We start from the raw sequence: 19403 nt of genomic DNA, 5'->3' as shown, positions 1-19403 counted from the left end.
TACCTGAAGCAACACCGCTTATATACCCGCACACTTGGAATTATTTGAGTCTCTAAAAATGAGGGGATCTCTGAGGTGTAGACCGGGACTCCCGGCGTGACCTGATAGAAGCCCAGCGCACTCATGATGTACCAGGCGGACATTTGCCCCACGTCCTCATTGCCAATCAGCCCGGTGGTGGTCGGGTGGAAGAAGCTGCGCACCGCCTGATCCACATACTCCTGGGTTTTCCACGGCTCTTTGGTCCAGTTATAGAGATACGGAACATGGTGATCCGGTTCGTTCCCCATCACGAACTGCCCGATATAGCCGGTCATATCCCCCTGCGAGGTATCGGCGTTGGAGTTGGCGGTGAAGAGGGCATCCAGATTCTTCCTGAATTTCTCCTCGCCACCCATTACTTCTTTGAGCCCCTCGATATCGTGGGGAACAAACCAGCTCCACTGCCAGGTGTTGCCTTCGGTAAAGTCCTGCCCCCGGTGCTCGGCACGATAGGGCCAGAAGGTGTCATAACGGCTGCTGTCGTTGATGTCGCAACCTGGTGGTGGCGTGACCGGGTTGCCGTTTTTATCGATGGCGCAGGAGGGGTAGTTGTTGACCCAGCTGCCATCGTAATTTTTGGGGCGCATAAAGCCGGTCGAACCATATTTGCCATATTCCGCCGGGTTGTAGTCAAAATAGGCGCGCCAGGTAGTCGCCCGGGCCAGATAGCGGTTCTCGGCGGATTTGTCGCCCGCCAGGCGGGCCAGCTGGGCGATACACCAGTCATAGTAGGCATTCTCGACACCGTACGAGACGGACTCGTTGACCAGCTCATCGTACTTGTCCTGGGCCATGCCCCCCTCTTCCGGCTTGTATTTGACGTTGGCGGGGACATAGCCGTGCTGCTCGGCATACTGGCCGTGACGGGTCATTACGGTGAAGCGCTTGTCGCCGTTCCAGGGATCCTGATAGGGCACCCAGGTGTTGGTCAGCGCGAGGTCAAAGTTGGCGGAGACGTTGGCTGCCTGCAGTGCCAGCTTTATCTCTTCCGGCGTGAATGCATCCGGATATTTGACGATGACGTCGGCGATGATGGAAACCGCCGGATAGCCGACCATCTCGCCGGTATAGTCGGAGTGCAGCTCCCACTTGGGCATGATGCCGCCGGTTTTATATTTGTTGAGCAGGTCGTGCACATAGTCGATGGCGCGCTCTTTTTCGATGATGGTCTTCAGCGGGTGGGCGGCGCGGAAGGTGTCCCACATGGAGTAGACCGAGTAGTTGGTAAAGCCCGGCTTGGCCTGATGCACCTTGCCATCCATCCCGCGATAGTGGCCATCCACATCCTGATAGACGAAGGGGGCGATGTAGGTGCGATAGAGCGAGGTATAAAACATCGTCTTGTCAGCATCGCTGCCACCTTCTAGGGTGAATTTATTGAGCACTTTCGCCCATGCCTGCTTGTTCTCCTGCACCACCTGATCGAAGCGGTAGCCATGTTCATCGGCGCGCAGGTTGGCCATGGCCCCCTCAATGCCGGTGCCCGAGATCGCCATCTTCATGGTGATGGGCTGCTCCCCTTTGGCAAAGTTGAGCCGGGTCACCACATCCCGCACCCGGGGTCTGGTTTCGCCATATCCGATGTAATCGGCCAGACCCACCTCGGTGTCGCTGCTCAATTTGCCATCGACATAGAGGAGCTGATCCACAAACGGCTCGGAAAACTCGGCGTAGAAAAAGACTGTTTGCCACTGTCCCCACTCGTTGCTGGTTCTGGCCCCGGCAATGGCGTTATCACTCACCCGCTTGTAGTAAATGTTGCGGGAGTGGTTGCCGTACTGCTCCAGCAGCTCGTGCTGCAGATCGAGCTGGACTTTGCGATCTTCACCCGCCGGATAGCTGTAACGGTGGAAGGCGACCCGCTGGGTGGCAGTGAGTTCGGCCTTGATGCCGGTCTCTACCAGATCTGCCTTGTAATAGCCCACCTCCGACAGCTCGCTCGGCTTGTTGATGGTGACCGGGTCGGTATTGCTGCCGGTAAAGGGCAAGAAGGCGAAGTCATTGAGATCGCCCTTGCCTGCCCCCGAGATATGGGTGTTGCTGAAGCCGGAAAGCTTGGCCAGCTGGTGGTGATAGTCGGAAGGGGAACCCTTGCCATTCCAGTTGGCCTGGTTCCAGCTATCCGGGCCCGGCTGGATCATCCCCTCCGGCATGACGGGGGCCGGATTGACATTGCCCAGCCCATCGGTGCCGATCAGGGGATCGACATACTGCAGCACCTGCAGGGCATTGTCGGGGCGGCCGTTGTCAGTGGTCTCATCGTTTGTGTTGCAGCCATAGAGGCCAAGCAGGGCGGTCACCATGATGGCCAGCTTGTGGGGTTTGAACATCGTTGTTCCTCAATACCGGATATGAAAACGCGGCAAGCCGGGTGGCCTGCCGCTGGTGGCGTTACGGGGTTGGTTGCTGGTTGGTCATCACAAAACGCAGTTCACCACCGGGACGGATCTCGCTGTGGGCGAAGGTGTTGTACTGGTTGAGTGGCTTGCCATTGATGGTGACCTCTTTGACATAGAGGTTGTCCGGACCATTATTCTGCGCCACCACCTTGAACTGACCGTTGGGCAGGTTGATGGTGACCTTGTCAAAGATGGGACGACCGATGGTGTAGGTCGGATCGCCCGGGGAAATTTGATAAAAGCCCATGGCGCTCATGATGTACCAGGCCGACATCTGCCCGACGTCTTCATTGCCGATCAGGCCATCCGGGGTGGTTTTGTAGAACTCCTTGTAGACCCGGTCGAGGTACTCCTGCGCTTTCCAGGGCTGGGCGGTGCGGTTGTAGAGATAGATGACGTGATGGGAGGGCTCGTTGCCGTGAATGTACTGCCCGATGTACCCCGTCATGTCCTGATGTGCTTCACCCCCGTTGGGGTCGGCGTTGAACAGGTTGTTAAGCTTGTCGTTCAGCCCCTGCTGGCCGCCCATGATCTCGGTCAGCTTGTCGAGATCCTGCATGAATGACCACTGCCACTGCCAGGCGTTGCCCTCGGTGTAGTAGAAGGCATCCGACTTGTAGGGATCGAAATCGGCTGGTGCATATTTCAGGGCGCACGGGTCGCCATTTTTCAGCTCGGTCGGCACAAAGAAGCCCTTGCCATCGGCATTGCCAGCCTGGGGATCCCAATGCTTGAGCGAGTTGTAGGAGCGCGCCTTGAACTCTTGATAGGTGGTCATGTCGCCCGCGGCTTTCGCCATCTCGGCGATGGTCCAGTCATAGAAAGAGAACTCCAGCGAGTAGGAGACCGAGTTCCAGTTGGGATAACGGACGCACTGCTCTTTCTCGTGATAGCTGAGCTGACCGGCCATCAGCGAGCTCAAAATGTCGTCATGGATTTGCGGGTAATCGGCAGGCCGGTAGTGAGCCGATTTGACCGAGGCTTGCAGCGCCTCCTCGGCATCGATCAGCCCCTTGGTCACCGCGTCGGCAAGGATGGCCGCCGAGGGGTAGCCGATCATGGTGCCGGTTTCCGAGCCGTGGCCTTCCCACTTGGGCAGCAGGCCAAACTCCACGTTGGATTTGCGGATCAGGTCCTTGGCATACAGGGTCGCCTGTGGCGGGTCCATGATGGTCCACATGGGGTGAACGGCGCGGAAGGTATCCCAGGTCGAGTAGATGGAGTAGTTGGGGGTATCACCAGGTTGCAGGGTTCGCAGGGTGCCCTGCATATCAAGATACTTGCCATCCACATCGTAGAGCTCGATGGGGGCGATCATCATGTGGTAGAGGGCGGTGTAGAAGTTGGTCTTCTCGGTTTCCGTCCCCCCTTCGGTTTTGAGTGTTGCCAGCTTTTCGGCCCACGCGTATTCGGCGTCTGACTTCACCTTGGCAAAATCAAAGGTGGGGGCTTCCGCCTCCAGATTCTTCTGTGCTCCTTGCCAGCTCACCGCCGAGATGCCGACCCGGATCTCGAGCGGTTGGTCGCCCTGGCCAAAATTGAGGTAGGCGGTCAGGTCATCCCCTTGATAGACACTGTTGGGACGCATCTCCCGGGTTGGCATTTTGTCCTGCTCGCCCAGCATGGCCTTGGCCACTGGCTGGTTGAACTTGGCGTAGAAGAAGATGTTCTGGCCCTGATGGTTCTGGCCCTGGAACCAGCCCGTCGAGGTTTTGCGGCCACGCAGGGTGTACTCATCCACCACTTCGATTTTGTTTTTCAGCGACTGGCCGTTGTTGTTGAGCAGGGTATGGCCCAGATCGAATTTCACATTGCGATCTGCCCCCTTGGCAAAGGTGTACTTGTGCAAACCGACCCGTTTGGTGGTGGTCAGTTCAACCTCGATATCACCCTTGTTCAGCCTGGTTTGGTAATAACCGGCGCTGGCGTGCTCGTTGGTTTTGTCAAATGCGTTGAGCTGGGCGTCAGCCATCTCGGCGTAGGGCAGTACCAGAATGTCGCCCAGATCGGTGGCGCCGGTGCCGGAGAGATGGGTATGGGAGAAGCCGTAGAGCGGAACATCGGTCGCGACGATCTCGCCCGTGAGGTAATTGGAAGAGTCCCAGTAGCCTGAGGCGGAGTGCCAGGGGTTGAGCCCGCTTTCATGGTCGGTGTTGGAGCCAATAAAGGTATCCGGCGAGAGCTGCACCATGCCGGCAGGGCGGGTGGCACCGGGGAAGGTGTGGCCGGAGGCGGCGGTACCTATCATGGGGTCAACGTATTTCAGTAGCGACAGATCGACAACCGGGGTCACCGGTTTCTCGATGGCGGTAGACTCGCTCTCACTGTTGCAACCGGCGATGCCACCGGTCAGCGCGGCAATCACCGCAAGAGAAAGCAGATTGCACTTGAACATGGCCATTCCATTTTTTGAGTGATGATGGGGGAGGGAACCCTCCCCCGAACAGGTGATTAACGGGAGCCGGCAGGCAGGTCGCCTTCGTGCAGGAAGGTGCCGATACCTTGCGAGGGCGGCAGATCTTCCGGCTGGCTGGCCCAGTTCTGGTTGGGGCTATCGCCCATCACGAATTCAAGCTTGCCGCCACTGAGGATTTCCTCATGGGTGAGGTAGCTGCGATTGAACTCGCTGCCATTGAGGCGAGCGGACTGGATGTAGATGTTGTCGCGGCTGACGTTCTGGGCCGTGACGGTGAACTGCTTGCCAGCGCCCACATCGAGCGAGGCGGTTTCAAACATCGGGGTGCCAATCTCGTAGATGCCGGAGGAGGCATTGACCGGGAAGAAGCCCAGCGCCCGGAACACGAACCAGGCAGAGAGGGTGCCAAAGTCATCGTTGCCACAGATGCCGTCAGGGGTGTTCTTGTAGCAGACGTTGGTGGCTGTCGCGATGGCCGCCTGTCCCTTCCAGGGTTGCCCTACGTAGTTGTAGAGGTAGGGCACATGGATATCCGGCTCGTTGCCCTGCACGTGCTGACCCACGTTACCGGTGTTGAATACCGGGAACTGGTTGTCGCCGGCGTTGCGATCCGGGTAGGTGGTCCAGTACTCGTCCAGTCGCTTGGCAAACAGTTCGCCACGTTTGGCCTGAGGATTCCGGGTCTGATCGAAACGGGTCATCAGATCGACCAGACCGTGGATGTCATGCTGCACGCTGAAGGCGTATTGCCAGCCGTTGGATTCGGCGAATGACCAGTTGAACATGTCCGGGCGCCAATCCTTGCCCACCGCCCGGCCGGTTTTCGGATCGACCCAACCGGCATCGATGAAGTTGCCATCGTAGTCGCGGGCCTTGAACCACCCTTTGTACTGCTTGCCGCCAAAGTCAAACTGCGCCTGCCAGTTCTTGGAGCGATCGGCAAACTCCTGATAGCGGGGATCACTTTCGCCAAATACCGCCTTGATCGATTGGGCGATCGCCCAGTCATCCATGGAGTACTCCAGCGAGTAGGAGGAGGTCCAGGCATCCTTGAAGGGGGAGTGTGATTCCCAGTCGTTGGTCGGCGGCGTGTCGTGCAACTGGGCAGGCACATAGCCCTGCTGCTCGTACTCCTTGATCCAGGCGACCCCCTGGCTGGTGACTGCGCGGGCATCGGTGATCATGGCGGTCACCAGTCGCTCCTTGATCTCCTGGCGTTCCGCATCGCTGAAGCCCAGCGCGATCATCCGTCGGTCCAGCGAGCCTTTGGAGAGCACATCGTGGATCACCGGAGTGGAGTGCATCCCCATCATCATGCCGGTCTCGTTCCCCTTGAAGGTCCACTCCGGCAATCTGCCCTTGCGCAGGTTACCTTGATCGTCCATCCACTCCTCTTCGGCGTAGGAGAGCATGGAGAGCACCACATCGGCGAGGCGATCCGGCTCCAGCAGTGATGAGAGGGGTTGTACTGCGCGGTAGGTGTCCCACAGGGAGAAGGTGTCATAACGGGTAAAGTCCGCTTTACCATCCCTGTTGGCATCGGCGGTGCGCACCGACTCCTTGAGGGTGTCGATCTGCTCGCCCCACGGCGTGTTGCCATCCGGGTAGGCATTGCGTCCCTGATGGACCTGGCGGTAACGCCCGTCGAGATCGGAGTGGATGGTCTGGCCCAGATAGGTGTGGTAGAGCGCGGTATAGAAGGTCTGTTTGTACTCCTCATCCCCGGTAACCCGGATCTTGCCCAGCTCCTCTTCCCATTTCTGGGTCGCAGCCTGACGCACATCGTCAAACGACATGTTGGCCACTTCGGTCATGTTGAGGGAGGCGCCAGAGTTGCCATCCCGGCCGATCTCGACGTTGGAGAGGGCCACCTTGGCCTCGACGGCCAGGCCCTTATCTGCGGTATCAAATTCCACATAGGCGCGAGCGTACTGATATTTGCCTCGGGTCTCGTTGCCGATCTCGGTGGTGCCTTCCGGCAGGTCCAGATAGCGGTTTTGGTCTTTGTCGAAGTAGGCGAAGCGGATGTTTTTGATGGGCTGGTCAAACTCCATCACGAAGAACTCTTTCTGGCTGGGGGCCCAGCCGTCGGAGAAGCGGTGGCCCTCGATCCGGTTGTGGGTTTTGTCCCATTTCAGATAGGAGTCGGAGGTGTAGTCCCAGTTGACCTTGAAGCCGAGGTTGACCACGATTTCCGACTTTTTATCCTGCGGGAAGGTGTAGCGATGGACACCCACCCGATCCGAGGCGGTCAGCTCGGCCTTGATGCCGTAATCTTTCAGATCGACCTTGTAGTAGCCCGCGGTTGCCTCTTCATCCTTGTGGCTGTAACGGGAGGCCTCCAGATTCAGGGAGGCCGACCCCTCGTTCAGCATGAAATTGGAGCGGGAGTTGATCGGCATCACCAGAATATCGTTGAGATCCCCGGCCCCGGCCCCCGAGAGGTGAGTGTGGGAAAACCCGGCGAGGCGATTGTCATGATAGTAATAGCCGGAGATATATTCCCAGCCGTTGGCACCGTTGTTGGGCGAAAGCTGCACCATGCCATGCGGGGTGGTGGCGCCGGGATAGGTGTTACCCAGATTTCCTGTGCCAATAAACGGATTGACGTAACGGGAGACGCTGGTCTCTTTATTGTTATCGACAGCGGTATCTGAGTCATTTTGACAGCCGGATATACCAACCAGGCCAGCCAGTACGGCACACGCAAGTAAGGAACGTTTCAGTTTCATATTTGTCGCCACAGGTTAATGAAAGTAGGGTATCGAACGTATAAAAACCGATAATGCAGTCGCCGGATCAGCCAATGAATATCTGCCGGATGAGAGGGCCATCTGCATGTATTATCCCGGCTGCCACTGGATAGTCAGAGTGACAGGGGAAAATATCAGCCAGATAAAATGGATAGTGAAAACGATCTGGCCATACAGGCAGAAAAATAAAAGCGCAGGAAAATAACAGGCAGCCATAGCCTGATTTAAAAATCGCCCCTTACATTGATGAAATAAGTGGCTGAGCTGTGTCACATCTGGAATATATAAATGCTCTTAAATGTTTTTCCTGCTGCCTGTAAATTAACGATTTCTATTATTTCCGTGATTAATATCCGGGGACAGAGGAAAAAAATGGCATTAACTGGATTTTTATGACGTGTGGGGAAGGGTGTGAGCTGGCTCGCATAACCGCAGGGTGGCGTGACCATGGAGGCTAAATGATATTAATCATTATAGGTCAGCGTGTTATTCTTCGGCATTGGGTTAAATGACCGATTTTGTGAGTCGCACCCACCCCCACGTGGTCAGATAAGCTGGAAAAAAGGGCCCTGAAGGGCCCTTTGAACAGACGGTAGTGAGCCGATGGCTCAGCAGGATCAGCGGTTGCTGGCGCGGGCAAAACGCCCTTCAGCCGTCACGCGATAATCGCCGGTGCTGGCGGGCACAAAAGCAGATTGCCCGATGGTCAGTGTCAGATGCTCGCCATCCTGGCCAATCAGGGTGATGGGCCCATCGATGGCGAACAGGATCTCGGCATTGCCGGTGGTGAGGGCATGTTCCCCTGCGCCATACACGCTGAAGGTGAAGTCCGGTACCGGTACGTCGAAGTGCTGTACTGTGCCTTCCATGCGGGGGCTGAGCAGGATCTGGTCGTCCGGTTTGGCGACGCAGCGGGTGCAGGCCAGCAGCTCCGGCACATCCATGTATTTGGGGGTCAGACCGGCACGCAGCACGTTGTCGGAGTTGGCCATGATCTCGAGGCCAGTGCCGTGAATGTAGGCGTGGGGGGTCTGGGCATCGAGGAACATCGCCTGACCCGGCTCAAGCGTCACCACGTTGAGCAGCAGCGGCGAGAAGAGTCCCACATCCCCCGGGTACTGGTTGGCCAGATTGCTGATGGTGGCGAAGGTCTCTTCATCCTGATGGGCGGCGGCATAGGCCAGCAGGCCAGCCAGCGCCTCGTCCTTGCGCTCCCCGCTGAGGATCAGCAGCTGGTGGAAGAAGTGCTGCAGGCCCGCTTCATTTTGCGACTGGCGCAGCGCCGCGGTCAGGTCGGCCAGCGCTGGCAGCGCCATGCGATCGAACAGGGCCAGGATGGCCGGGATGGCGCGAAAGCCGTTCATCGCCTGATAGCGGGTGAGGGCAAAGACCAGTTCCGGCTTGTGGTTCGGATCCTTGTAGTTGCGGTTGCTCGCCTTGATATCGATGCCAGCGGCCTCTTCTCTGGCAAAACCGGCCTCTGCCTGCGCCTTGCTCGGGTGTACCTGAATGGAGAGCGCCTGCTCGGCGCAGAGCACCTTGAACAGGAAGGGGAGTGAGCCGAAGCGCGCCTGGGTGGCTTCGCCCAGCATGGCAACGGGGTTGGCGTCAATCAGGCTGGAAAGCTTCACGCTCTCGCCTGCCAGGGTTACTTCGGAGCAGCCATTGGGGTGAGCGCCCATCCACAGTTCAGCTTGTGGTTTGCCTTCGGGATTTTTGATGCCAAACAGCGTGGTCAGGGAGTCACGACTGCCCCAGACATAATCCTGGATCGGGTTGCACATTAGAAAAAACGGCGGGTAGCTCATGGATGGCTCCTTGTATCAGAACGATTTTTTGGGAATTTCAGTCTGGCGCGGACTATAGCATGGCAGGGGCAGCGCACCGCAATCGGTTGCTCTCTGCATCTTGATCAGGATCATTCATGAGTATCATCTTTACCCAGCTGTTGGATGGCTTTCTAAGTGAGGGGGAAGGCTTTGAGAAGGTGTTGTTTGCCTCTGACAAAGGGGTACCACCCTGCTTCAGTTATCAGGTCAACTTCCCGCGTCTCGAGCTGGTCTTCAGCGGCCACTATCTCAACCAGATCTGGTCCCCGGAAGGGGATGTACAGTCGGTTCAGATGGGTCAGCGGGAGGCGATGTACATTCCCCCCAACGGCTGGAACAAGCCGGATTGGGACAACGACTGTTCCGTGCTAAGCCTGTTGTTCGGCAAACGTCAGATAGGCTTTAGTCTGGTGAGCAAGCACAAGGGGGACACCGGCTTCTTCGATGTGCAGAAGCACAGTATTCAGGCCGGTGCCGGACGGGCGCTCGATCATATCTTGCTTTCTCTTAATACCCTGGCGCAGGAGCCGATAAGGGCGCCGATGGACAATTACCTGCTGCAGGCACTGCTCAGTTACTCACGGCAGTTGCTGGTGGAGTCGGAGAGCGGTCGTCCTCGCGGCTCCGATCTCTTTCATGGCATCTGCATCTACATTCAGGAAAACTTTCACCGCCCCATCAGCCGCGAATGTATCGCCGCCCGCTTCAATCTCTCCCCCAGTCACCTCTCCCGTTTGTTCCGCCAGCAGGGGCATATGAGGCTGGCGGACTACATCAGCTGGGTACGGCTGGAGCGGGCCAAGTTCATGCTGAAAAAGTATCGCTTCCGACTCGAAGAGGTCGCCAATCGCTGCGGGTTTACCGACGTGAACTACTTCTGCCGGGTGTTCAAACAGAAGACCGGCTTGACCCCTTCCCAGTACCGCTCCCTGAGTCAGCCGCAGGCGGCGGCCAGCGAGCTGGAGGGATAACGGGGCGGGGTCGGGGAGGCATGGTGACGGCGCACTGGCGGGTGGCTACCTCTTTGGTCTGACATGCTTTCTTGTCGTTTTATTATGAAAATGAATGGGCTAAGATGGCCGCGCGCAACAAACAAGTTGATAACAAACGGAAGTTAGGAGATGCCGATGGAAAGCAAAGTAGTAATCCCGACCCAGGGTCAGAAAATCACAGTCGATGCCAACGGCAAGCTGCAGGTTCCCAACCATCCGATCATTCCGTTTATCGAAGGGGATGGCATCGGTGTTGATGTAACCCCGGCCATGTTGAATGTGGTGAATGCTGCGGTCGAGAAAGCCTACAAGGGCGAGCGCAAGATCGCCTGGATGGAGATCTATACCGGCGAGAAATCGACTCATGTTTATGGTGAAGGTGCCTGGCTGCCGGCCGAAACCCTGGATTTCATTCGTGAATATTGCGTGGCCATCAAGGGCCCGCTGACCACGCCGGTCGGCGGCGGTATTCGCTCCCTCAACGTGGCCCTGCGTCAGGAGCTGGATCTCTACATCTGCCTGCGCCCGGTTCGTTACTACGAAGGGACCCCGAGCCCGGTCAAACGTCCGGATCTGACTGACATGGTGATCTTCCGCGAAAACGCCGAAGACATCTACGCCGGTATCGAGTGGAAGGCCGACAGTGCCGAAGCGAACAAGGTGATCGCCTTCCTGCAAAACGAGATGGGCGTGAAGAAAATTCGCTTCCCCGAGTCCTGCGGGATCGGCATCAAGCCGATGTCCAAGGCCGGTACCGAGCGTCTGGTGCGTGCCGCCATCGAGTATGCCATCGACAACGATCGCGACTCCGTGACTCTGGTGCACAAGGGCAACATCATGAAGTTCACCGAAGGTGCCTTCAAGGATTGGGGTTATGCTCTGGCCCAGAACGAGTACGGTGCCCAGCTGATTGACGGCGGCCCCTGGTGCTCCTTCAAGAACCCGAAAACCGGCAAGACCATCGTCATCAAGGACGTCATCGCCGATGCCTTCCTGCAGCAGATCCTGCTGCGCCCGGCCGAGTATGATGTCATCGCCTGTATGAACCTCAACGGTGACTACATCTCCGATGCGCTGGCCGCTCAGGTAGGCGGTATCGGTATCGCACCGGGCGCCAACATCGGTGACGGTGTGGCGCTGTTCGAAGCGACCCACGGTACTGCACCGAAATATGCCGGTCAGGACAAGGTCAACCCGGGTTCGCTGATCCTCTCCGCCGAGATGATGCTGCGCCACATGGGCTGGGTCGAAGCGGCCGATCTCATCATCAAGGGGATGGAAGCGGCCATCGCCAACAAGACCGTCACCTATGACTTCGAGCGTCTGATGGAAGGTGCCACCCTGCGCTCCTGTTCCCAGTTCGCCCAGGACATGATCGATCAGATGTAATGAGCGGTTGAGGGTCAGAAATGCAAAACCGGCGCCATGAGCGCCGGTTTTTTATCGGTGAAGAGCGAAGGGGCTTATTGCGCCTGCTCTACGTGTTGCTGGTAGCGTTGCTGCCATTTGCTGGTTTCTGCTTCATCACCCTGTGCCTTCCAGAAGGCGCAGATGGTGTTGGCAAGTTCCGAAGCCATCGCGTGATCTCCGTCACGGCGACTCATCAGATAATCACCCAGCCAGCCTTGATATTGTTTCATTACCCGATCTCCTTATCTCATGTGCCCTTGATGGTGTCCTCTCTGATGGGAACCGGATGGCTCGCCATGAGGGGTGACATCACCAGACATGATGGTGCAGAGTCACGACCCGGGCAGAGTGCCCAATGGGCAATCTGGCGGCGAACGTGACGCGAGATGTCAAAAAACGAGCGCCATTTTAGCACAAACTGAGCAACTTGGGGAAATTGTCGCCACGGATTGCAATGGAGCGGCCCCATCCCCTTGTTCCCAAAACAGAAAACCCGCCGTGATGGCGGGTTTGTTTGCAGATAAATGTGGCGAAACAGCCTAGATCTTGGCGCTGGCCAGGTACTTTGCCATCTCCTCGGCGGGCACCATGCCACCACCGGTGGCCCATACCAGATGGGTGGCCTGTGCCATGGTGGTCTCATCGAAACCACGCGCCGCCTGCCACTCCGGGTTGGCCGCCACGCGCCACGGGCCTGCCATACCCGCCAGGGCGGAAGGTTCGAGTTTGATCTTCTCATCGCGCGCAAGCAGCCCCAGCAGGTCATACATCTCCTGATCGCTCAGGGTGTAGAAGCCATCGAGCAGTCGCTCCATGGCGCGACCGACGAAACCGGAGGCGCGACCTACCGCCAGACCATCGGCGGCGGTGAGGTTGTCGATGCCCAGATCCTGCACCGCAATGGCATCGTGCAGCCCGGTGTGGACTCCCAGCAACATGCAGGGGGAGTGGGTGGGTTCGGCGAAGAAGCAGTGGACGTTGTCCCCGAACGCGAGCTTGAGACCAAAGGCCACCCCGCCCGGGCCGCCGCCGACACCGCAGGGCAGATAGACGCACAGCGGGTGCTCGGCATCCACCTTGATGCCCATTTCGTCGAACTGTTTTTTCACCCGCTCGCCCGCGACCGAGTAGCCGAGGAACAGGGTGCGGGAGTTCTCGTCGTCGATAAAGAAGCAGTTGGGGTCGCGCTCGGCCTCTTTGCGCCCCTGTTCCACCGCCACCCCGTAATCTTCGGCATATTCGACCACGATCACCCCGTGCTCACGCAGCTTGCGCTTCTTCCACTCCCGCGCATCGGCCGACATGTGGACGGTGACGGTAAAGCCGAGCTTGGCACTCATGATGCCGATAGACATGCCGAGGTTGCCGGTGGAGCCCACTGCAATGCTGTACTGGCTGAAGAACTGGCGAAACTCGTCCGTGAACAGTTTGCGGTAGTCATCCTCTTCCCGCAGCAGACCGGCCTTGATCGCCAGTTGCTCGGCATGGGTCAACACCTCGTAGATACCGCCGCGCGCCTTGATGGAGCCGGAGATGGGCAGGTGACTGTCTTTTTTCAGCAGCAGCCTGCCGGTGACCTCAACGCCGTAACGCTCATTGAGGGTGCGTTGCATCGCCGGAATGGCCGCAATCTCTGACTCCAGAATGCCGTTGCTGGCGCGGGTCTCGGGGAAGGCTTCACACATGTAGGGGGCAAAGCGTGCCAGACGGGCGGAGGCATCCGCCACATTGTGGTTATCGAGCCCGACATAGGGCAGACCGACTGCCAGGGTGGTGGCGTTGGGGTTGAACCAGCTGACCTGCTCGAGATCAATCAGGGATTGCACCAGCGGGAATTGGTTGGTGAGCTGTTGTACGTCGATGTTTTTCATGGGGTTCTCGGTCTTGTTACACGATATAGGAGAGCAGGAAAGTACCGGCCAGTGCCATCAGGGAGGCAACAAAGGTGGCGGTGGTGTAGTACTTGAGCGTTTCGTTCAGGGTGGCACCGCAGTATTGCTTGACCAGCCAGAACAGGGAGTCGGTCACCATGGTGCAGCCGATGGCGCCGGAGCCGATGGCGAGCGTCATGATCTCCGGGCTGATGTTCGGGTAGTGCACCATGATGGGGGAGACGATAGCGGTGGCGCCCATCATGGCCACGGTGGCGGAGCCCACGGCAGCGTGCAGCACGATGGCGACCAGCCAGGCCAGCAGTATGGGGTGCATGTCCAGCTGGGAGAGGATGGTGGCCAGAGAGTCGCCCAGCCCGCTTGCCTTGAGTACGCCGTTGAAGGCGCCCCCTGCACCGATGATGAGCAGAATGTTGGCGATGGAGGAGAAGCACTCCTCGGTCTTGTTGAGCAGTCCTTCCATCTTCATCTGCTGGCGGATCCCCAGCACGTAGTAGGCGGTGAAGGCGGCGATAAACATGGCGGTGATGGGGTTGCCGATAAACTCCAGCACAACATAGAGGTGGCTGGCGTGATCCATGTTGAGCTCGGCGACTGTCTTGGCCAGCATCAGCAGGATGGGCAGCAGCACGGTAAAGAGTGAGGCACCCAGGGTCGGGAGAGTTGCCTCATCGCGGGCCTTGATGTCGGCAAAGGCGGCGGGCACTTCCTTGAATGGTACCCGTTTGCCCAGCAGTTTCAGGAACAGCGGGCCACCTACCAGCGAGGCAAAGAGGCCCACCGCCAGACCATAGACGATGACGGAACCGATGTCGGCACCCAGCTGATTGGTGACATAGAGGGCGGCAGGGTGAGGCGGCACTATGCAGTGCACGGCCATCAGGGCGGTGCAGAGCGGAATGGCCAGGGTCAGCAGCGAGGTTCTGGTCTTGCGGGCGATGGAGAAGGCGAGCGGAATCAGCAGTACCACCCCCACTTCGACGAACAGGGTGATGCCGCACACCAGACCGACCAGCACCATGATGACCTGGGGCGAGAGCCAGCGGCATTGCTGCAGGGCGAGACCGATGCGCTCCGCCGCGCCAGATACTTCCATCATTTTGCCGAGTATGGTGCCAAGGCCGATGACGGCGGCGAGAAAGCCCAGAGTGCCACCAATGCCCTCTTCCATGGCACTGACCATCTTGAGAGGGTTCATCCCCATCATGGTGCCGACATAGAAACTTGCCAGCAGCAGGGCGAGGAAAGGGTGTACCTTGCCCTTCACTATGGTTACCACGATAAGAATGATGCTGCTTAGCAATGTAGCGATGACCCACAATTCTGAACTCATACTGCGCCTCGACATCTGTTATGTGTGATTGTTTATGCGCTATTGAATGAAAATGGCGGGTCGCTGACAAATGATGAAATTCGGCTCTTGGGTGAACTGAGATGATGCTAATTCGCCACATTCATCACATTTTCTCGAAACCACATTTCTTGATTCTTCTCAGGTCACCCTGAAGGCGGGGCCTTGGGTGTATCATCGGCAGCCATTGCGAAGAGGGGGATGAATGTATAACGGGGATAATTACATATCGCGCAACAAGCTGCTGAGTGGTTACCAGCTGGCCAAGCTGCATACCTTCGAGGCGGCCGCCCGTCACGGATCCTTTGCCATGGCGGCCGATGAATTGTCGCTGAGCCCCAGTGCCGTGAGTCACCGGATCAGCGCGTTGGAGGACGCGCTGGGTTTTCAGCTATTTACCCGTTTTCACCGCAAGGTGGTACTGACGGCGGAGGGACAGCGGGTATTCTGGGCGCTCAAATCCTCGCTGGAGTTCATCAATCAGGAGATCCTGGAGATCAAGAATCAGGAGCTCTCCGGTACTCTGACCATCTATTCGCGCCCCTCCATCGCCCAGTGCTGGCTGGTGCCCAGGTTGGCGGACTTCTCCCGCCTGCATCCGCAGATCGAGCTCAATATCATCACCGGCAACGAGAACATCAACCTGCACGGTTATGGTATCGATTTGACCCTCTATTTCGATGAGAAGAGCCCGGATCGGCTCGCCATCCACTCGCTGATGGATGAGTACATGCTGCCGGTCTGCAGCCCGGAATATGCCGAGCAGCACGGGCTTGTCGGCAATCCCGCCAACTTGTCCCGGTGCCGTCTGCTTCATGATCGGCAGGCGTGGGGATTTGACTCGGACACCGACGAGTGGAGCTGCTGGGCTCGCCATGCCGGGGTCAGCCTTGAGGCATGTCAGCTGAGCATGGGCTTTGATCGCTCGGATCTCGCCATTATCGCCGCCATGAATCACGCCGGTATCGCTATGGGGCGCAAGAATCTGGTGAGCAAGCGGCTGGTGCGCAACGAGCTGGTGGCCCCTTTTGCCGGGCTGGAGGTCAAGTGCGAGCAGCGTTATTACATGGCGACTCTGCCCAACCGCGAGTGCCCCAAGATCCAGGCCTTTATCGACTGGGCACAGGGGATGGCTGCCGAGATGGAATGAACAGAGGCCGGTGCGCAAGAGCAACATGAAGACGGTAAAGCGCGAGTGAACGAAGGTAGCGGTTTAACGTAGCGGGAATATTGGGGGAGAGAGGTTGGCTGATGGTGGTTGGTCGCGAGTGGCCTTGCTGCCAACACCGGATGGCTGGCAGCAAGGCAGCGGTTGGGATCAGGTGGTCTTTTCCAGATGGTTCTGGTAAATCTGCTGCCACTTGTCCAGTTCGTTTTCATCACCCTGTTGCTGCCAGAACTCGCAGATGGAACTCGCCATCTCGCATGCCATGGCGTGGTCACCGTCACGGCGACTCATCAGGTATTGCCCCAGCCAGCTTTGATACTGTTTCATTGCAGATCTCCTTATCTATTTAACCCTTGATACTGCTGCTGTGGGCCACCCGTCCGGCAGTGTTGCACCACACTCCACCTTCGCCGCGCGCTGCTTGTTATCGCCTCGCTTGTTGTCAATCAGGACAGAGAGCGTATGAGAAAACAGCGAAAGTGTTAAAAATTGGCCACCACCTTATCACAAAATGGTGTGATATGCAGGCTTTGGGGCCAATTGAGTTATAAGCGTGAGCTGAGTATCCCGATATAACGACAGAGATTGACGGAGGGCGCCGGCACGCAACTTGTACCGCGAGCAGGGGTGTAAGCCGTTACTGGGTCACCCGACGCGCCTGCCAGTAGCGGCTGTTCCAGTAGACGTTGTCGAGGCGCGAGCGGATCACCCCCTTGCTGGTGGAGGCGTGAATAAACTCGCCAGCACCGGTGTAGACCCCCACATGGTACTGCTGCCAGCCGGTCTTGAAGAAGACCAGATCCCCGTGTTGCAGCCGGTAGCGATCCACCGGTTTGCCAATGCTGGCCTGGGATTCGGTGGTTCTTGGCAGGTTGAAGCCCAGCACCTGACCGTAGGCGAGCTGGGTGAAGGCGGAGCAGTCGAGCCCGGCGCGGCTGGCACCGCCCATCCGGTAAGGGACTCCGCGCCACTGCTGGTAGAAGCCATCAAAGGCACTGCTCTGCCGGGGGGCCGGAGGCGGCTCCGGCGTGCTGGAGCAGGCGGCCAGCAACAGAGTCAGCAGGGATAGCAGCAGCGTGCGATACATCGGGGCTCTCTCCACGGACGGATCTACCAAACGAGACATTCATCGAGCGCCAGTTTCTGCCCCACCGTTTTGGCTACAGGCGCTGGCGCGACAACTTTTCCATCATAAACAGGGATCTGGCTTCATACCTAGTCTCTGGAGGGAAAAATGTGGCGGGGGATTGAAAAACGCCAGCCCGAGGGCTGGCGTTTGTTGTCACTTGCAGTGGCTGACCAGCGGGGTCAGCAGCTCTGCCAGCTTGTAGAAGGTCTGCACCCGGGTGGTACTGGGGCGCCAGACCAGACCGATCTCGCGATAGGGGGTCTCTCCCGGCAGCGGGATGGCCACCAGATCGGAGTTGGCGAGAATGCCGGCATCGATGGCCATCTGCGGCAGGAAGGTGGTGCCGAGGCCCGCTTCCACCATCTGCACCAGGGTGTGCAGGCTGGTGGCGGCAAACGGGTTGATCTTGCTCCTGTCCCGCAGGCGACAGGCGCTCACCGCGTGCTCGGTGAGGCAGTGCTCCCGCTCCAGCAGGAAGATGCTCTGGTTGGGCAGCTCCTTGTAGTCGAACGGGGTATGCAGACCGGCCGCCATGCTGGCGGGCATCACCATGTGGAACGGATCCTGACCGACGGTCTTGCAGTGAAATCCACCGATCTCGATGGGCAGGGCGAGGATCAGCAGATCGAGCTGGCCCTGTTCCAGCTGCTTGAGCAGATTGCTGGTGGTGTCTTCACGCAGCAACAATTCGAGGTCAGGATAGGTCTTGCTGCACTCTTTCAGCAGCTTGCTCAGCAGGAAGGGGGCGATGGTGGGAATGCAGCCCAAACGTACCGTCCCCTGCATGACGCCACCCTGATGTTGCCCGAGCTCCATCAGGTCCCGCGCATCGGAGAGCAAATTGCGAGCGCGCTCGACGATTTCCATGCCGACCGGGGTCATAATGAAGCTCTTGTGGTCCCGCTCCACCAGTTGCAGGTTCATCATATCCTCCAGCGTCTGGATCCCGGTACTCAGGGTCGACTGGCTGACATGACAGGCCTTGGCGGCGCGGTTGAAGTTCTTGTGCTCATCGAGAGCGACCAGATATTGCAGCTGTTTGAGGCTGGGCCAACGTTGCATAGAAAAACCCGATTAATGCTATCTATTTAATTTGATTTAACTAATCTACCACCGGGTCTATAGTTTGTCGCTTGAATTAGATGGACTTGGCTCTAGGTAGCCCAATCCTCACCGGATTGTTCACTTCACATAAAGAGGAATTGAATATGGTATTGGTAGGCCGTCCCGCACCCGATTTTACCGCCGCTGCTGTTCTGGGTAATGGCGAGATCGTTGATTCATTCAACCTGTCATCCCACATCAAAGGCAAAGCTGCCGTTGTCTTCTTCTATCCGCTCGATTTCACCTTCGTCTGCCCGTCCGAGCTGATTGCCTTTGATCACCGATATGAAGAGTTCCAGAAGCGTGGCGTGGAAGTGATCGGTGTTTCCATCGATTCCCAGTTCTCCCACAACGCATGGCGCAACACCAAAGTGGAAGATGGCGGTATCGGTCAGGTCAAATACCCACTGATCGCCGACGTGAAACACGAAATCTGCAAAGCCTATGACGTTGAGCATCCGGAAGCCGGTGTGGCGTTCCGTGGCTCCTTCCTGATCGACAAGAACGGTGTCGTTCGTCATCAGGTGGTCAACGATCTGCCGCTGGGCCGCAACATCGACGAGATGCTGCGCATGGTCGATGCCCTGCAATTCCACGAAGAGCACGGCGAAGTGTGCCCGGCTCAGTGGGAAAAAGGCAAAAAAGGTATGCAAGCCTCTCCGGACGGCGTTGCCAAGTACCTGTCCGAGAATGCTGACTCCCTGTAATCGGGTCGCACTCTGCGTGAAGAACCGGCGTCTTGGCGCCGGTTTTTTTATACCTGCGATTTACCTATCCCCTGACATATCGGTCACACTCTTCGCCTCTTCGCCTCTTCGCCTCTTCGCCTCTTCGCCTCTTCGCCCCTTCGTTACTCGCTATTCCAAGCAGCCGTTCGCTGGCGTACTCGTCGTTTCGGAATGAGATGCTGACCCTGTG

At 57.9% G+C, this 19403-nt stretch carries 14 protein-coding genes; 4 read left to right on the top strand and 10 right to left on the bottom strand.

The window, feature by feature from the left end:
• The 4 genes from PG888_RS12160 to manA form a co-directional block, all read right to left on the bottom strand.
• On the bottom strand, window positions 1-2372 hold a 2372-nt coding region (locus PG888_RS12160; protein ID WP_232093551.1), incomplete at its 3' end, for a GH92 family glycosyl hydrolase.
• A gap of 61 nt (window positions 2373-2433) precedes the next feature.
• Window positions 2434-4836, bottom strand: a complete 2403-nt coding sequence (locus PG888_RS12155) for a GH92 family glycosyl hydrolase (protein ID WP_182937780.1) — start codon at window positions 4834-4836, stop codon at window positions 2434-2436.
• Window positions 4837-4892: 56 nt separating this feature from the next.
• The gene (locus PG888_RS12150; RefSeq protein ID WP_182937779.1) at window positions 4893-7589 is read right to left on the bottom strand and encodes a GH92 family glycosyl hydrolase; all 2697 of its coding nucleotides are present in this window, start codon (window positions 7587-7589) and stop codon (window positions 4893-4895) included.
• Between the two features lie 638 nt (window positions 7590-8227).
• On the bottom strand, window positions 8228-9418 hold the full coding sequence (manA, locus tag PG888_RS12145) for a mannose-6-phosphate isomerase, class I (protein ID WP_182937778.1): 1191 nt from the start codon (window positions 9416-9418) through the stop codon (window positions 8228-8230).
• 116 nt (window positions 9419-9534) lie between these two features.
• Between manA and PG888_RS12140 the strand changes: the two genes are divergently transcribed.
• Window positions 9535-10410 carry an AraC family transcriptional regulator gene (locus PG888_RS12140; RefSeq protein ID WP_042656031.1) on the top strand — a complete coding sequence of 292 codons (876 nt, stop codon included), beginning with the start codon at window positions 9535-9537 and terminating at the stop codon, window positions 10408-10410.
• Window positions 10411-10566: 156 nt separating this feature from the next.
• Entirely contained in the window at window positions 10567-11820 is a 1254-nt protein-coding gene (icd, locus tag PG888_RS12135) for an NADP-dependent isocitrate dehydrogenase (RefSeq protein ID WP_182937777.1), read from the top strand.
• 74 nt (window positions 11821-11894) lie between these two features.
• On the opposite strand, the gene PG888_RS12130 is transcribed toward icd, so the two are convergent.
• The 3 genes from PG888_RS12130 to dsdX all read right to left on the bottom strand — a co-directional run bounded on the left by PG888_RS12130 (window position 11895) and on the right by dsdX (window position 15066).
• Window positions 11895-12071, bottom strand: coding sequence for a hypothetical protein (locus tag PG888_RS12130; RefSeq protein WP_111805851.1), 177 nt, complete (start codon window positions 12069-12071; stop codon window positions 11895-11897).
• A 309-nt stretch (window positions 12072-12380) separates the two neighbouring features.
• Window positions 12381-13712, bottom strand: a complete 1332-nt coding sequence (locus PG888_RS12125) for a D-serine ammonia-lyase (RefSeq protein ID WP_182933858.1) — start codon at window positions 13710-13712, stop codon at window positions 12381-12383.
• Between the two features lie 16 nt (window positions 13713-13728).
• Complete coding sequence (dsdX, locus tag PG888_RS12120) at window positions 13729-15066, bottom strand: D-serine transporter DsdX (RefSeq protein WP_182933859.1); 1338 nt, start codon at window positions 15064-15066, stop codon at window positions 13729-13731.
• 223 nt (window positions 15067-15289) lie between these two features.
• Between dsdX and dsdC the strand changes: the two genes are divergently transcribed.
• A complete protein-coding gene (dsdC, locus tag PG888_RS12115; protein WP_182933860.1) occupies window positions 15290-16234 on the top strand; it encodes a DNA-binding transcriptional regulator DsdC in 945 nt (314 codons plus the stop codon).
• A gap of 168 nt (window positions 16235-16402) precedes the next feature.
• On the opposite strand, the gene PG888_RS12110 is transcribed toward dsdC, so the two are convergent.
• The 3 genes from PG888_RS12110 to PG888_RS12100 form a co-directional block, all read right to left on the bottom strand.
• Window positions 16403-16579, bottom strand: a complete 177-nt coding sequence (locus PG888_RS12110) for a hypothetical protein (RefSeq protein WP_005337704.1) — start codon at window positions 16577-16579, stop codon at window positions 16403-16405.
• A 310-nt stretch (window positions 16580-16889) separates the two neighbouring features.
• Window positions 16890-17339: a C40 family peptidase gene (locus tag PG888_RS12105; protein ID WP_182934264.1), complete on the bottom strand. Its 450-nt coding sequence runs from the start codon at window positions 17337-17339 to the stop codon at window positions 16890-16892.
• Window positions 17340-17534: 195 nt separating this feature from the next.
• Window positions 17535-18443, bottom strand: a complete 909-nt coding sequence (locus PG888_RS12100) for a hydrogen peroxide-inducible genes activator (protein WP_182933861.1) — start codon at window positions 18441-18443, stop codon at window positions 17535-17537.
• 146 nt (window positions 18444-18589) lie between these two features.
• On the opposite strand from PG888_RS12100, the gene PG888_RS12095 reads away from it, so the two are divergent.
• Window positions 18590-19192, top strand: a complete 603-nt coding sequence (locus PG888_RS12095) for a peroxiredoxin C (protein WP_005337701.1) — start codon at window positions 18590-18592, stop codon at window positions 19190-19192.
• Window positions 19193-19403: the final 211 nt, after the last annotated feature.

This window comes from Aeromonas sp. QDB23 (assembly GCF_027707745.1).
In the GTDB taxonomy this organism is placed as follows: domain Bacteria; phylum Pseudomonadota; class Gammaproteobacteria; order Enterobacterales; family Aeromonadaceae; genus Aeromonas; species Aeromonas allosaccharophila.
The sequence above is the reverse complement of the archived record's forward strand: the minus strand, read 5'-3'. Positions and strand labels throughout refer to the sequence as shown.